Here is a 14,018-nt window from a genome sequence, read left to right as displayed (position 1 = left end):
ACTTTCCGCCCATTCCAGCCAACGGGGCCGCCGGCGCGTCATGGACTCCTTTCGTAACATCGGCATCATCGGTCGACTCGGCAGCACCCAGGTGCTGGACACCATCCGCCGGCTCAAGACCTTTCTGCTGAGCCGTGGACGCAACGTGATCCTGGAAAACACCATCGCCGAGGTATTGCCCGGACACGGCCTGCAGACGGTGTCGCGCAAGCTCATGGGCGAGATCTGCGACCTGGTGATCGTGGTCGGCGGCGACGGCAGCCTGCTCGGTGCCGCCCGCGCCCTGGTACGGCCGCGGGTGCCGGTGCTGGGCATCAACCGCGGCAAGCTGGGCTTTCTCACCGACATCCGCCCGGACGAGCTGGAAACCAAGGTGGCCGAGGTGCTCGACGGCCAGTACCTGATGGAGACGCGCTTCCTGCTCGATGCCTTCGTCGAGCGCGGCGGCGAGATGATCGGCCAGGGCGATGCGCTCAACGACGTGGTGCTGCATCCCGGCAAGTCGACGCGGATGATCGAATTCGAGCTGTACATCGATGGCCAGTTCGTCTGCAGCCAGCGCGCCGACGGCCTGATCGTCGCCACACCTACCGGCTCCACCGCCTATTCGCTGTCGGCCGGCGGCCCGATCATGCATCCCAAGCTGGATGCCATCGTGGTGGTGCCCATGTACCCCCACACCCTGTCCAGCCGGCCCATCGTGGTGTCCGGCGACAGCACTCTGTCGATCCTGGTGTCGCCGAACATGACGATCTATCCGCAGGTCTCATGTGATGGCCAGAATCACTTCACCTGCGCACCCGGCGATACCGTGACCATTCAGAAGAAGCCCCACAAGCTCAGGCTGATCCATCCGCTGGATCACAACTACTACGAGATCTGTCGGACCAAGCTCGGCTGGGGCAGTCGGCTGGGAGACGATTGATGCCCCGCGGCTACGATCTCATCGGCGATCTCCACGGCTGCGCCCATACCCTGGACCTGCTGCTGGAGCGCCTGGACTATCGCCTCGTGGATGGCGTCTGGCAGCACCCCGAGCGCCAGGCGATCTTCCTCGGCGACCTGGTCGATCGCGGGCCGCGCATCCGCGGCGCCCTGCGCCGGGTGCGCGCCATGGTCGAGGCGGGCCACGCCCACTGCATCCTCGGCAACCACGAACTCAATGCCCTGGCCTGGCACACGCCGGCCGCGCCCGGCAGCGGCCAGACCTGGGTGCGCGAACACACGCCGCGGCACCGCCAGCTGATCCAGGAAACCCTGAGCGCCTTCGCCGACCACCCGCAGGAATGGCAGGACCACCTGCGCTGGCTCTACACCCTGCCGTTGTGCAAGGACTTCGGCCACTTCCGCATCGTCCATGCCTGCTGGGATCAGGGGCTGATCGACGAATTCCTGCACCATTACCCCAACGCCTGCATCGACGAAGACTTCGTCCGCCAGTCCATCATCGGCGGCAGCCTGGCTAGCCGGGTCGCCTCGCGCCTGCTCAACGGCGTCTCGCTGCCCTTGCCCCATGGGCTGCGCCTGACCGGCAGCGATGGCTATGTCCGCGCGCGGTTTCGCACCAAGTTCTGGGAGAGCGATCCCCAGACCTACGGCGACGTGGTCTTCCAGCCCGATGCCCTGCCGGCCGAGATCGCTTGCGAGCGCCTGAGCGACGAGGAGAAGGCCGGGCTGCTCTGCTACGGCGAGGACGAGCCGCTGCTGTTCGTCGGGCATTACTGGCGCGATGGCCATCCCGAGCCGCTGCGCCCCAACCTGGCCTGCCTCGACTACAGCGCGGTCAAGTACGGCAAGCTGGTGGCCTATCGCCTGGACGCCGAGCGCGAGATCGACCCGGCCAAGTTCGTCTGGATCGACGTCCAGCGCGAGGAGGGGCGATGAGCCAGCCGCAACCCGTGCTGCGCGTGCCCCTGGGGCGTGACCTGCTGGGCTTCACCCGCCTGCTGCGCCGGCTGCAGATCCGCCATCGCGTGGTGGAAGAGGGCGACAGCCAGGTGCTCTGGGTGCTGGACCCGACGCGCGTCGAGGAAACCCGCAGCCTCTATGAGCGCTACCCGGACGGCGATCCCCAGGGCCAGGTGCAGGCCGTTCCGCGCGCCCGGGGTTTCGGCCTGCTGGCGCAACTCAAGGCCAGTCCGGTCAGCGCCGTCTTTCTCGCCATCACCCTGCTGCTGGGCCTGGCCACCGAACTGGGCGACAACCTGGCACTGATCCACTACCTGACGCTGCAGGAATTCCGTCTGATCGACGCCGAGCACATCGCCTTTCTCGATCTCGACGTTAGCCTGTCCCGCGGCGAGTGGTGGCGCCTGGTCACGCCGATCTTCCTGCACTTCGGCCTGCTGCACCTGGCGATGAACGCCCTCTGGTACTGGGAGCTGGGACGCCGGGTGGAATTCCGCCAGGGCGGCTTGGTGCTGGTGCTGCTGACCCTGGTGTTCGCCGCCGGCTCTAATCTCGTGCAGTACGCCTGGACCGGACCGGCCCTGTTCGGCGGTCTGTCCGGGGTGCTCTATGGCCTGCTCGGCCACTGCTGGCTGTTCCAGTGGCTGGCGCCCAACCCGGCCTATCGCATGCCGCGTGGCGTGGTGGCCATGATGCTGATCTGGCTGGTGATCTGCCTGACCGGCGTCTTCGACCTGCTGGGCTTCGGCTCCATCGCCAACGGTGCCCATGTCGGCGGTCTGCTGCTGGGTTGCCTGACCGGCCTGCTCGGCGGTGGACTGGCGCGCCTGCGCCAGCGCTGATCAACGCCGCCGCTTGAGTTCCGGGGCCAGGCTGAGGGCGTTGCGATAGCGCCCGCGGCGCTGGCTGCGGCGGCGTAGCCAGTAGCCGAGCACCCACAGCAACGCAGCGCCGCCGAGCAGGGCCTGGGCGCTCTCGCGTTGCATGGCCAGGTAGGGCGCCAGTTGCGGCAGCTGCAACCAGGCGGCGGCGCCGACCAGTAGGCCGACCAACCCGACCAGCCAGAACAACGTGCCCAGGCCGGCGGCCAGGGATGTCAAAAAAGGCCGCCGCAGGCGCAGCGGCGGTGGATCGAAACGGTCTTGCTCGGGCAACTGCATACTCATACCCCAGGCTTTTCAGGAGGCCGCCGAGGTTATACGCCTCGGCGGCCCTTGGCGAGCCTGAGAGGTGCGGGCTAGCGCAGCAGCTGCCGCGCCCCCTGCTTGAGCATGTCCCAGCGGTTGGCATCGCCACTGGCGATAGCGCCGAGGAAGGCGCGCGCCTGTTCGAAGCTGATGTGCGGTGGCAGCGGCGGCACGCTGGGATCGGTGACGAACTCCAGCACCACCGGGCGATCCGCTTCGAAGGCCTGCTGCCAGGCATCGGCCACCTCGTCCGGCCTATGGATGCGCAGGCCCTTGAAGCCCAGCAATTCGCCATAGCGGGCATAGGGGAAGTCCAGCACGTCCTGAGCCGGGGCGAACTTGGGATCGCCGGCCAGGGCCCGCTGCTCCCAGGTCACCTGGTTGAGATCGCCGTTGTTGAGCACCATGACGATAAAGGTCGGATTGCTGAATCTCTTCCAGTACTGCTGCAGGGTGACCAGTTCGGCATTGCCGTTCATCTGCATGGCGCCGTCGCCCACCAGGGCGATCACCGGGCGATCCGGATGGGCGAACTTGGCGGCGATGGCATAGGGAATGCCGCAGCCCATGGTCGCCAGCTTGCCCGACAGCGAACCCAGCATCTGGCCGCTCATGCGGATGTCGCGGGCGTACCAGTTGGTGTGGGAGCCGCTGTCGCCACAGAGGATGGCGTCGCGCGGCAGTTGCTTGGACAGCTCATGGAACACCCGCTGCGGATTGATCGGATCGGCCGGTGCCAGGGCGCGCTGCTCGGTGGAGTGCCAGGAATCGGCCACGCTTTTCTCGATGCGCGCGCGCCACCTGTCGTGGGGCTTGCTCTCCAGCAGTGGCAGCAGGCGTCTCAGGGTCTCCGCGGCATCGCCCAGCAGCGGCTGCTCGATGGGATACCTCAGGCTGATGTTGCGCGCATGCAGGTCGATCTGCACCGCCCGCGCCTGGCCCTCCTTGGGCAGGAATTCGGTATAGGGAAAGGTCGAGCCGACGATCAGCAGGGTGTCGCATTCCTTCATCAGCAGATCGCTGGCCTCGGTGCCGAGCAGGCCGATGGAGCCGGTGACATAGGGCAGTTCGTCGGAGAGCACCCCCTTGCCCAGCAGCGCCTTGGCCACCCCGGCGCTGAGCTTCTCGGCCACCGCCATCACCTCGCTGCGCGCCTGCAGGGCACCGGCACCCACCAGCAGGGCCACTTTCTTGCCGGCATTGAGGATCTCGGCAGCGGCCTGCAGGTCGTCTTCCTGGGCATAGGGCCGCGGCGGGATGGCGCCAGCACCGGAGAGCACGTTGGCATGCTGGTGCGGCGGGCTTTCCACCGCCGGCAATTGCTGAATGTCGTTGGGAATGATCACCGTGGCCACCTGGCGCTCGGCGATGGCGACGCGAAAGGCGCGATCGAGGACATGGCGCAACTGCGCCGGATGCACCACCGTCTCCACATAGGCGGAAACGTCCTTGAACAGGGTATGCAGGTCGACTTCCTGCTGATAGTCGCTGCCCAGCGAGGAGGCGGCCTGCTGGCCGACCAGGGCGACCACCGGCATATGGTCCATCTTGGCGTCGTACAGGCCGTTGAGCAGGTGGATGGCGCCGGGCCCGGAAGTGGCCAGGCAGACGCCCACCTCGCCGGTGAACTTGGCGTGGGCACAGGCCATGAAGGCGGCCATCTCTTCGTGACGTACCCGCACGTAGTCGAACTGGTCGGCGACCCGCCCCAGGGCGCCCATGATGCCGTTGATGCCATCGCCCGGATAACCGAAGACGCGTTCGACGTTCCACTGGCCGAGTCGCTCCCAGAGATGGTCGGCTACGGTCTTGCTCATGACGTTCTCCTCTCGTGGCTTCTAGGCTTAGGAAGAAGGCCTCCGACGTTAAGTTCCTGCAGCCGGACCGGGCGCGGGTTAGAATGCGCGGCTGAACATCCGGAGCCTTTCATGAGCGAATCCCGCCTGCGCACCCTGCGCGACCACATCCGCTGGGCCGTCAGCCGCTTCCATGCCGAAGAGCTGTTCTTCGGCCATGGCTACGACAATGCCTGGGACGAAGCCCGGGCCCTGGTGCTGGGCGCCGTGCACCTGCCCTGGGAGACGGCCGACCGCTACCTGGATTGCGCCCTGGAAGACGACGAGCGCTACGAACTCGGCGTGCTCCTGCACAGGCGCATCCAGGAACGGGTGCCCACCGCCTACCTGCTCGGCGAGGCCTGGTTCTGCGGACTGCCCTTCGCCGTCGACGAGCGGGTACTGGTGCCGCGTTCGCCCATCGGCGAGTTGATCGACGCCCGCTTCGAGCCCTGGCTGCCGGCCACGCCGACGCGCATCCTCGATCTCTGCACCGGCTCCGGCTGCATCGGTATCGCCTGCGCCTATGCCTTCCCCGAGGCCGAGGTGGCCCTGGGCGACCTGTCCTACGAGGCCCTGGAAGTGGCCTGGCAGAACATCGAGCGGCATGGCCTGGAAGATCGCGTCTACACCGTGCAGGGCGATGGCTTCGCCGGCCTGCCGGGGCAGCGCTTCGACCTGATCGTCAGCAATCCGCCCTATGTGGACGCCGAGGACTTCGCCGACATGCCGGCCGAGTACCAGCACGAGCCCGAATTGGGCCTGGCCTGCGGCGACGATGGCCTGGACCTGGTGCGGCGCCTGCTGGCCGAGGCCGCCGATCACCTCACCGAGCGGGGCCTGCTGATCGTGGAGGTGGGCAACAGCCAGGTCCACGTCGAGGCGCTCTATCCGGAAGTCGATTTCACCTGGCTCGAATTCGAACGTGGCGGCCATGGCGTCTTCCTGCTCGCCGCTGCCCAGTGCCGCGAGCACCAGGCGCTGTTCCGCAGCCGCCTGGCCCCCTGATCCTTCGCGGTCGCCCGTGGCGGCTGCCTTTCTTTTCCGAGGTCTATCCGTGTTTACCGAACTCGCTCTGCACGAGCGCCTGCTCAAGGCCCTCGATACCCTGGGCTTCAAGACGCCCACCCCGGTCCAGGCCGCTGCCGTGGGCCCGGCCCTGGCCGGCCACGACCTGCGCGTCACCGCCCGTACCGGCAGCGGCAAGACCGCCGCCTTCCTGCTACCGCTGCTGGATCGCCTGCTCAAGGACCCCAAGCCCAAGTCCGGCGCCCGGGCCCTGATCCTGCTGCCGACCCGCGAGCTGGCCCAGCAGACCGCCAAGGAAATCGAACGCTTCGGCCAGTTCACCTTCCTCAAGGCCGGTCTGGTGATCGGCGGCGAGGACTTCCGCGTCCAGGCCGCCGGCCTGCGTAAGAATCCGGAGATCCTGGTGGCCACTCCCGGTCGCCTGCTGGAGCAGCGCAACGCCGGTAACGTAGATCTGAAGGACATCGAGCTGCTGGTGCTGGACGAAGCAGACCGCATGCTCGACATGGGCTTCTCCGAGGACGTGCTGCAGATCGCCGCCAGCTGTGAGCGGGAAGGTCGCCAGACCCTGCTGTTCTCCGCCACCGGTGGCGGCAACGCCCTGCGCCAGGTGGTCGAGCAGGTGCTGCGCGAGCCGCAGAACCTGCTGCTGGACCGCACCGGCGAGTTGAACGAAGCCGTGGTGCAGCAGGTGATCCTGGCCGACGAGCCGCCGCACAAGGAGCGGCTGCTGCAATGGCTGCTGGCCAACGAGACCTACCGCAAGGCCATCGTCTTCACCAACACCAAGGTGCAGGCCGACCGCCTCACCGGGCGCCTGATCGCCGAGGGCCTGAAGGTCTTCGTGCTGCACGGTGACAAGGACACCAAGGACCGCAAGCTGGCCGTGGAGCGACTGCAGAGCGGCGCGGTCAAGGTACTGATCGCCACCGACGTGGCCGCCCGCGGCCTGGATGTCGAAGGCCTGGACCTGGTTATCAACTATGACCTGCCGCGCAGCGGTGACGAGTACGTCCACCGCATCGGCCGTACCGGGCGGGCAGGGGAGGCGGGCCTGGCGATTTCCTTCGTCACCCACGGCGACTGGAATCTGATGTCCAGCATCGAGCGCTATCTCAAGCTCAGGTTCGAGCGCCGCCAGCTGCCGGGCCTCAAGGCCAGCTACAGCGGTCCGAAGAAGCTCAAGGCCTCGGGCAAGGCGGCGGGCGTCAAGAAGAAGAAGACCGAAGGCAAGAAGGACGGCAAGGCCAAGGCCAAACCCAAGGCCGAGCGCCGCCCCGGCGCCCTGGTGCCGACCTCGGCCGACGGCTTCGCCCCGCCGCGCAAGCGCACCACGGAGTGATCCCGCGGCGGGCTTGAGCGCGGCGGCGCAGCGCCGCGCAGGCTGGGGTCAGTGCTTGGCGGCCTGGTCGAACAGCTGGAAGACCGTCGCCCGGCGGGTCGGGCGCTGCAGGTCCGGCTGCTGGACCAGCAGCCAGGCCTGCAGCTCCGGCTCGGCCATGGGCTTGCCGATCCAGAAACCCTGGCCTTCGTCGCAGCCCATGGCCAGCAGACTGGCCAGGGCCTCGGCGGTCTCGATGCCCTCGGCGGTGATGCGAAAGCCCAGTTGATGGGACAGTTCGATCAGCGAACTGACGATCAGCCGGTCCTTGTTGCGGTGGGTGAGGTCACGCACGAAGCTGCGGTCGATCTTGATGGTGTCGGCCGGCAATTCGCGCAGGTGCGAGAGGTTGTTGTAGCCGGTACCGAAATCGTCGATGGCGATGCCTATCCCCAGGTCGCGCAGGGCGGCCAGCTGGCGGTGGATGAGCGTCGCATCCCCCAGCAGGGCGTTTTCGGTGACTTCCAGCTCCAGGCGCCGCGGATTGACCGGATAGCGCCGCAGCAGGTCGGTGGTGTGGTCGGTGAAGTCCGGGTCGTTGAGGTCGTGGGCGGAGATGTTGATCGCCATGCCCAGCCCGCGTCCTTCGCGCTGCCAGTGGTAGGCCTGGCGAATGGCGTTGCGCATCACCCAGCGACTCAGGGCGGTGATCAGCGCTGTCTTCTCCGCCAGGGGAATGAATTCCCCCGGGCTGATGGGGCCCAGGTGCGGATGCTGCCAGCGCAGCAGGGCCTCGACGCTATGGCAGCGGCCGGTGGCGAGGTCGATGCGTGGCTGGTAGACCAGGCTCAGCTGGTCGTCGGCCCGCAAGGCCTGGGGCAGGGCGCTGAGCAGGGCGAAGGCGCGCCGGTAGGCGGCATCGTGCTGTGGATCGAAGTGGCGACAGCCACGCATCTCGGCGCGGGCATCGTCCGCGGTGGCGATCAGGGCGCGCAGCCAGTCGGTGGGATGATCGTCGGTCAGCGACATGACCCCCAGGCCGAGCCGGGTCTGGATGGGGATGCCGTTGTAGTCGAGGACACCAGTCAGCTCCTGTTGCAGGGCGTCGAGCAGGGCCTGCTGGGCGGTCTCGTCGGTGTCCTGCAGCAGGAAGCCGAAGCGGGCGGCACCCAGGCGATACAGCGGCTGGTCGGCCGGCAGCAGGCGACGCAGGTGCTGCTTGATCGCGCGCTGCAAACCGTCGAAGTGTGCCTGGCCCATGGCCTTGACGAAGTCGTTGAGATAGCTCTGGGCGAACAGGTCGGCGGCCACGGCGACGACCTGGCGGCCTTCGCGGGTCAGGGCCTCGGCATCCTCACTGAAGCGTTGGCCATTGGGCAGCTGGGTGACCGGGTCCCAGAAGGCCTCGGTGCGCAGCCGCTCGATGTGCTGGGCAGCCAGGTTGGCCAACTGCTGGAGCACCAGCAGGCGATCCTGGGGCAGGGCGGCGCGTGGCGCCGTGTCGACCAGGCACAGACTGCCCAGTAGCAGACCCTCGGCGGTGTGCAGCGGTGCACCGAGGTAGTAGCGCACCTTCGGCGTGCCCGTGACCACCGCCAGGGCGGCGAAGCGTGCGTCATCGCGGGCGTCCAGCACCTGCAGGATGCCGTCGTGCTCCTGCAGGTGCTGGCAGAAGGACTCGGTGCGCGGCACGCTGAAAGGCGCGCAACCGACCGTGGCCCGGCAATGCGCCTGCTGGCCATCGAGGAAGCAGATCATCGCGAAGGGCAGGTCGAACAACCGGGCACTGAGCTCGGTGATATCGCTGAAAGCCCGGTCGGCCGGGCGGTCGATCAAGGCGAGGTCGCGCAACAGCGCAAGACGCTGGCGTTCTTTGGCTGCAGTGAGTGGCGCAGGCTCCATGGCAACGTCTCGATACGCTGTAGTAGCAGATTGCTACTTAGAGCGTGATCGGGTCGAGAGTTCCCTTGCCGTGCGCCTCACATCCGTCGCGGCATCGCCGTCTCACGCGGCGAAATAGAACACCGCGAACAGCCGGGCGGGATCGGTCCACACCCGAACCTGTCTGAATCCGGCCTCTTCGGCCAGGGCGCGAAAACTCTCCAGGCTATATTTGTAAGAGTTTTCAGTGTGCAGCCGTTCCCCTTCCCGGAAGCTGAAGCGCCGGCCTTCCAGACGTACGGTATGGTCGCGGGTGCTGACCAGGTGCATCTCGATCCGCGCATGCTGGGCATCGAAGAACGCCAGATGGCGAAAACGGCTGGGATCCAGATCGGTGTCCAGCTCGCGGCGGATACGGCGCAGCAGATTCAGGTTGAAGGCGGCGGTCACCCCGGCAGCGTCATTGTAGGCAGCGTCCAGCCGGGCTTGGTCCTTGATCAGGTCCACCCCGATCAGCAGGCCGCCGGTCGCCGGCAACATCCGGTGCAGGTTGCGCAGGAAGACGCCGGCCTCTTCAGGGGTGAAGTTGCCGATGCTCGAGCCGGGGAAGAAGGCGATGGGGCGCAGGCCCGCGAGGCTGTCGGGCAGGGCCATGGGGCGGCTGAAATCGGCGCAGGCCGCGCTGACGTCCAGCCAGGGATAATCCGCGGCCAGCCGCTGGGTGCTGCTGAGCAGGAATTCCCGGGAGATGTCGATGCCCAGGTAGCCCGCGGGACGCATGGCCTCCAGCAGCAGGCGTACCTTGCGGCTGGCGCCGCTGCCCAGTTCGACCAGGGCCGCGTCGCGCCCGGCCAGCTGGGCGATCTCGCCGGCAGCGGTGGCCAGGATGGCTTCCTCGGTACGGGTGGGGTAGTACTCCGGCTGCTGGGTGATGGCCTCGAACAGCTCGGAACCGCGCTGATCGTAGAAGTACTTGGGCGAGAGCGCCTTGGGTGTCTGGCCGAACCCTTGGAGCACATCACTGCGTAGCGAACTGTCGGCGACCTTCGCCGTTTGCTGATCGAAGAAGCGTACGGCGAGGGCCATGGGTCATACCTCTCGGGCCAGGCGCAGACCGGAGAACTGCCAGCGCATGGTGGGATAGAAGAAGTTGCGGTAGGAGGCGCGCACATGGTCCTGAGGGGTGGCGCAACAGCCCCCGCGCAGCACCATCTGGCCGGACATGAACTTGCCGTTGTACTCGCCCAGGCTGCCCGGCAGTGGCTTGAACCCGGGGTAGGGGCGGAAGGCACTGCCGGTCCACTCCCAGACGTCGCCGAACAGCTGGCGCATGCCACTGCCGGCCGCCGCCACCGGTTGCAGCCGGTCTTGCTCGACGAAGTTGCCCGCGATGAGTTGGCGGGCGGCCACGGTTTCCCATTCCGCTTCGGTGGGCAGCCGGGCGCCGGCCCAGCTGGCATAGGCATCGGCCTCGTAGAAGCTCAGATGGCAGACCGGCGCGGCCAGGTCGAGGGGGGTCAGGCCGCCCAGGGTGAAGTGATGCCAGACCCTGTCCAGCTTCTCCCAGTACAGCGGCGCCTGCCAGCCGAGGCTGCGGATGGCCGCGGCGCCATCGGACAGCCACAGCTCACTGCGGGTATAGCCGCGGTCCTCGATGAAGGCCAGGTATTCGCCGTTGGTGACCAGGCGGTCGGCCAGCTGGAAGTCATCGACGAACTGGCGATGGACCGGCGTCTCGCAATCGAAGGCGAAGCCCTCGCCCGAGTGACCGACATGGCGTACGCCGCCGGGATGGCTTTCCCAGCCCAGGGCCGCCACCGGGGTGGTACTGGCCTTGGCCAGGTCGGCGCGATAGACCGGGTACAGCGGGTTCTGCGCCAGGATGTGCTTGATGTCCATCAGCAGCAGTTCCTGGTGCTGCTGTTCGTGGTGCAGCCCCAGCTCCAGGCGTCGCGCGATCTCGGCGGCATGTTCCGCGGGCGGGGCGCTGAGGAGTTCGCCCATGGCCGCGTCGACCGCGGCGCGGAAGCGATAGACGTCCTCCACCCCCGGGCGCGACAGGTGACCGCGGGCGGTGCGGGGAAAGGGCTTGCCGTGGGTTTCGTAATAGGAGTTGAACAGGTAGTCGTAGGCGGGATTGGGCGTCTGGTAACCCTTGAGGAAGGGCTTGAGGATGAAGGCCTCGAAGAACCAGGTGACATGCGCCAGGTGCCATTTCGGCGGACTGACGTCGGGCATGCTCTGGATGACGTAATCCTCGACGGTGAGCGGCGCGCAGAGGGCTTCGCTGGCCCGGCGTACCTGACGATAGCGTTCCAGCGGAGTGAGGGCGGTAACGCTCGCTGCGGGCAGTTCGCGGGCGAGAGGATTCATGGGGAGCTCCCGGGTCGGTCTTCCTGTGGTCAGGAAACCGACCGGGCGGCATAAGCAAAGTTCGCCAGGTTATGACGGGCGGTCTCGCTTGTGTGACTTGTCTACCACCAGGTTTCCAGCTGCACGCCGAAGTTGTTGCCGTGGCGGGCGTCGCCGAAGGTACCGGTATCCGAAAGGGCGGTGCCGGCCGCGGCGGCGTCCTGGGCCCCCCGGTTCCAGCTGGCGTAGGTCCAGTAGAGGCGGATTTCCGGCCGGTCCATCAGCCCCATGCCGCCCAGCGCCAGGGTCGGAGTCACCGTCACCTTGTTCAGCGTGCGCGTGGCGCCGCTGTCCGGATGGATCTGGTCGTGGCCGAACTCCACCTGCAGCTTGAACAGCCGGGTGAATGCATAGCTGGGCCGGACGCCGAAGGAATACCAGGTCTGGCCGGCGTCGCCCGGCGCCCGGTCACGCTGGTACAACGCCAGCAACTGGCCGCCGAAGCGCGGGGTGATCTGCCAGCGCGGTGATTCCAGGACGCGCAGGCTTTCGTAGTCCTGGTCGGCGGTGAGACTGCCGGTGGCGCCCAGTGCGGTACCCGGTCCGCGGCCGTATTGCACGGTGAAGACGTTGACCCCACCGAAGAAGGCGCTCTGCTTGTGTTCGGCGGTGGCCGACCAGCCGCTGTGGGCATTTTGCACCTGCCCGGCCCGCTGGATGTAGGACAGGCCCAACTCGATCTCGCCGCCCGGGTTGGTCTTGATGCCGCCCAGGTTGAGATCGTGCCGGTTGGCCTTGTCCGGCTGGTCGATATTATCTTCGCGGCTGAAGGCGTAGCTCAGGCGCAGGCCGCTGTCGCCCAGGCCATAGTCCTCGATACCGGCGCCGGTACCGCTCGGATTCCAGTAGTAGAAGTCATTGATATGGATGTCGTGGCGCTTGTAGTAGCGCCGGCCGGCCCAGAGGCCGCCGCCGTTGAGGGCGGGCAGCTTGAGGCTGGTCCAGATCTGCGGCAGGCGGACGTTGCCGTTGTCGCCGCTGAAGGTCGGCGTCTGGTCGTAGACGTTGTAGAGGCTGGCCATGCCGTGCACCTTGAGTTCGGTGCCATCGGCGCCCTTGTACAGCGTCTGGTGCAGTTCGAGTTCCCAGTAGGTCTCGCATTCGTTACCCAGCCGGTACTTGGCCGGCGCCCCGGGCAGCTGGAAGCAACTCTGCTTGCCCCCCGCGGCGCCACCGACACCGACCCGGCCATAGCCGTCGAATTCCAGCGCCGAGGCGCTCAGGGGCAGGCTGCTGGCGAAGAGGGCGAAACAGGAAGCGGTACCGGCCTGGCGGAGAACTCTACTCATCCCGAAAAATCCCTGTGCGATTGGCGAACGCCGATCGGACCCGCTGCGGCCCTGCCGAGTTGCGCGAAACTGCTGCCCCATCAAGGGCTTGGCCTGTGCGTTCGACGGTCACGAAGCCGAGCGAAACCGGCGGCCTCAAGAGAATGGTTGACGACAACGGCCCCTGCTGGCGACGCTTGGGTTTTTCGCCAGGGAAAGTATTACAAAATGAAACCGACGCTGTTGATGGCTCCGCGATTACCCCAGGCGCTGGTGACCCAGCTCGAGGCCCACTACCGGGTACTGGGTCCCTTTTCCCCGGCCGAACCCGCCACCCTGCCCGCCGGTGCCGAGGAAGCGGTGGCCCTGCTGACCATTGGTGGCCTGCCCACCCGGGCGGCCTTGCTGGAGGCCCTGCCGGCCCTGCGCCTGGTGGCCTGCTACGGCACCGGTTACGAAGGCGTGGATCTGACGGCCTGTCGCGAGCGGGGCATCGCGGTGACCACCGCCGGAGACGCCAATGCCACGGCCGTGGCCGAATTCGCCTTCGGTCTGATCCTGGCTAGCGCCCGGCGTCTGCTGCAGGGCGATGCCTTCGTCCGCAGTGGTGCCTGGCAGGGCAATGCCATCGAGCGCCAGCCCCAGGTGCCAGGGCTGGCGGGTCGGCGACTGGGTATCTATGGCCTCGGTGAGATCGGTCGGCGCATCGCCCGCCGGGGCGAGGCCTTCGACATGGAGATCGGCTACTTCAACCGCTCGCCGCGCGCGGACCTGGACTACGTCTACCACGGCAGTCTGCTGGAGCTGGCGCGCTGGAGCAATGTGCTGGTGGTGGCGGTACGGGCCAGTGCCGAGACCGTCGGCGCGGTGAGCGCCGAGGTCCTCGCTGCGCTGGGCGAGGAGGGACACCTGGTCAACATCTCCCGCGGCAGCGTGGTCGACGAAGAGGCCCTGGCCGATGCGTTGGAGCAAGGCGTGATCGCCGGCGCCGGCCTGGATGTCTTCGCCCGGGAACCCGAGGTGCCCGAGCGGCTGCGCAGCCAGGCCAACCTGGTGCTCAGCCCCCATGTGGCCGCCAATGCCGCCTCGGCCCAGAGCGCCCAGCAACAGGTGATGCTGGCCAACATCGCCGCGCTGCTGGGGGGCGGCGAATTGCGCAATCGCATCGCCTGATCCG

General features: G+C 67.3%; 12 protein-coding genes. 6 read left to right on the top strand and 6 right to left on the bottom strand.

All coding sequences use genetic code 11. The annotated features are described in order from the left end of the window. Positions 1 to 40: 40 nt before the first annotated feature. Genes FSV73_RS17030 through FSV73_RS17020 form a run of 3 tightly spaced genes read left to right on the top strand, consistent with a single transcriptional unit; the run spans position 41 to position 2,750 of the window. Positions 41 to 925, top strand: coding sequence for an NAD(+) kinase (locus FSV73_RS17030; protein WP_145009025.1), 885 nt, complete (start codon positions 41 to 43; stop codon positions 923 to 925). Continuing rightward, positions 925 to 1,884 carry a metallophosphoesterase gene (locus FSV73_RS17025; protein WP_145009024.1) on the top strand — a complete coding sequence of 320 codons (960 nt, stop codon included), beginning with the start codon at positions 925 to 927 and terminating at the stop codon, positions 1,882 to 1,884. Before FSV73_RS17030 ends, FSV73_RS17025 begins: the two co-directional genes overlap by 1 nt. Then, complete coding sequence (locus FSV73_RS17020; RefSeq protein WP_145009023.1) at positions 1,881 to 2,750, top strand: rhomboid family intramembrane serine protease; 870 nt, start codon at positions 1,881 to 1,883, stop codon at positions 2,748 to 2,750. The genes FSV73_RS17025 and FSV73_RS17020 overlap by 4 nt, the downstream gene beginning before the upstream one ends. Here the strand turns inward: FSV73_RS17020 and FSV73_RS17015 are convergent, their stop codons facing one another. Together FSV73_RS17015 and FSV73_RS17010 are read right to left on the bottom strand one after the other, a co-directional pair. Next, positions 2,751 to 3,074 (bottom strand): hypothetical protein, encoded by a 324-nt coding sequence (locus tag FSV73_RS17015; protein WP_145009022.1) that lies wholly within the window; start codon positions 3,072 to 3,074, stop codon positions 2,751 to 2,753. Positions 3,075 to 3,145: 71 nt separating this feature from the next. Continuing rightward, positions 3,146 to 4,912 (bottom strand): thiamine pyrophosphate-requiring protein, encoded by a 1,767-nt coding sequence (locus tag FSV73_RS17010; RefSeq protein WP_145009021.1) that lies wholly within the window; start codon positions 4,910 to 4,912, stop codon positions 3,146 to 3,148. Between the two features lie 111 nt (positions 4,913 to 5,023). Between FSV73_RS17010 and prmB the strand changes: the two genes are divergently transcribed. Continuing rightward, positions 5,024 to 5,938, top strand: a complete 915-nt coding sequence (prmB, locus tag FSV73_RS17005) for a 50S ribosomal protein L3 N(5)-glutamine methyltransferase (protein ID WP_145009020.1) — start codon at positions 5,024 to 5,026, stop codon at positions 5,936 to 5,938. Positions 5,939 to 5,987: 49 nt separating this feature from the next. After that, complete coding sequence (locus tag FSV73_RS17000; RefSeq protein ID WP_145009019.1) at positions 5,988 to 7,301, top strand: DEAD/DEAH box helicase; 1,314 nt, start codon at positions 5,988 to 5,990, stop codon at positions 7,299 to 7,301. 48 nt (positions 7,302 to 7,349) lie between these two features. On the opposite strand, the gene FSV73_RS16995 is transcribed toward FSV73_RS17000, so the two are convergent. The 4 genes from FSV73_RS16995 to FSV73_RS16980 all read right to left on the bottom strand — a co-directional run bounded on the left by FSV73_RS16995 (position 7,350) and on the right by FSV73_RS16980 (position 12,862). Further along, positions 7,350 to 9,182, bottom strand: coding sequence for a putative bifunctional diguanylate cyclase/phosphodiesterase (locus tag FSV73_RS16995; RefSeq protein WP_145009018.1), 1,833 nt, complete (start codon positions 9,180 to 9,182; stop codon positions 7,350 to 7,352). 102 nt (positions 9,183 to 9,284) lie between these two features. After that, positions 9,285 to 10,247 carry an L-histidine N(alpha)-methyltransferase gene (gene egtD, locus FSV73_RS16990; protein ID WP_145009017.1) on the bottom strand — a complete coding sequence of 321 codons (963 nt, stop codon included), beginning with the start codon at positions 10,245 to 10,247 and terminating at the stop codon, positions 9,285 to 9,287. 3 nt (positions 10,248 to 10,250) lie between these two features. Next, complete coding sequence (egtB, locus tag FSV73_RS16985; RefSeq protein WP_145009016.1) at positions 10,251 to 11,534, bottom strand: ergothioneine biosynthesis protein EgtB; 1,284 nt, start codon at positions 11,532 to 11,534, stop codon at positions 10,251 to 10,253. A 101-nt stretch (positions 11,535 to 11,635) separates the two neighbouring features. Then, entirely contained in the window at positions 11,636 to 12,862 is a 1,227-nt protein-coding gene (locus tag FSV73_RS16980; protein WP_145009015.1) for a maltoporin, read from the bottom strand. Positions 12,863 to 13,069: 207 nt separating this feature from the next. Between FSV73_RS16980 and FSV73_RS16975 the strand changes: the two genes are divergently transcribed. Next, positions 13,070 to 14,014, top strand: coding sequence for an NAD(P)-dependent oxidoreductase (locus tag FSV73_RS16975; RefSeq protein WP_145009014.1), 945 nt, complete (start codon positions 13,070 to 13,072; stop codon positions 14,012 to 14,014). Positions 14,015 to 14,018 lie beyond the last annotated feature (4 nt).

Origin of the sequence: Pseudomonas oryzihabitans (assembly GCF_007665395.1) — a bacterium.
In the GTDB taxonomy this organism is placed as follows: domain Bacteria; phylum Pseudomonadota; class Gammaproteobacteria; order Pseudomonadales; family Pseudomonadaceae; genus Chryseomonas; species Chryseomonas psychrotolerans_C.
The sequence above is the reverse complement of the archived record's forward strand: the minus strand, read 5'-3'. Positions and strand labels throughout refer to the sequence as shown.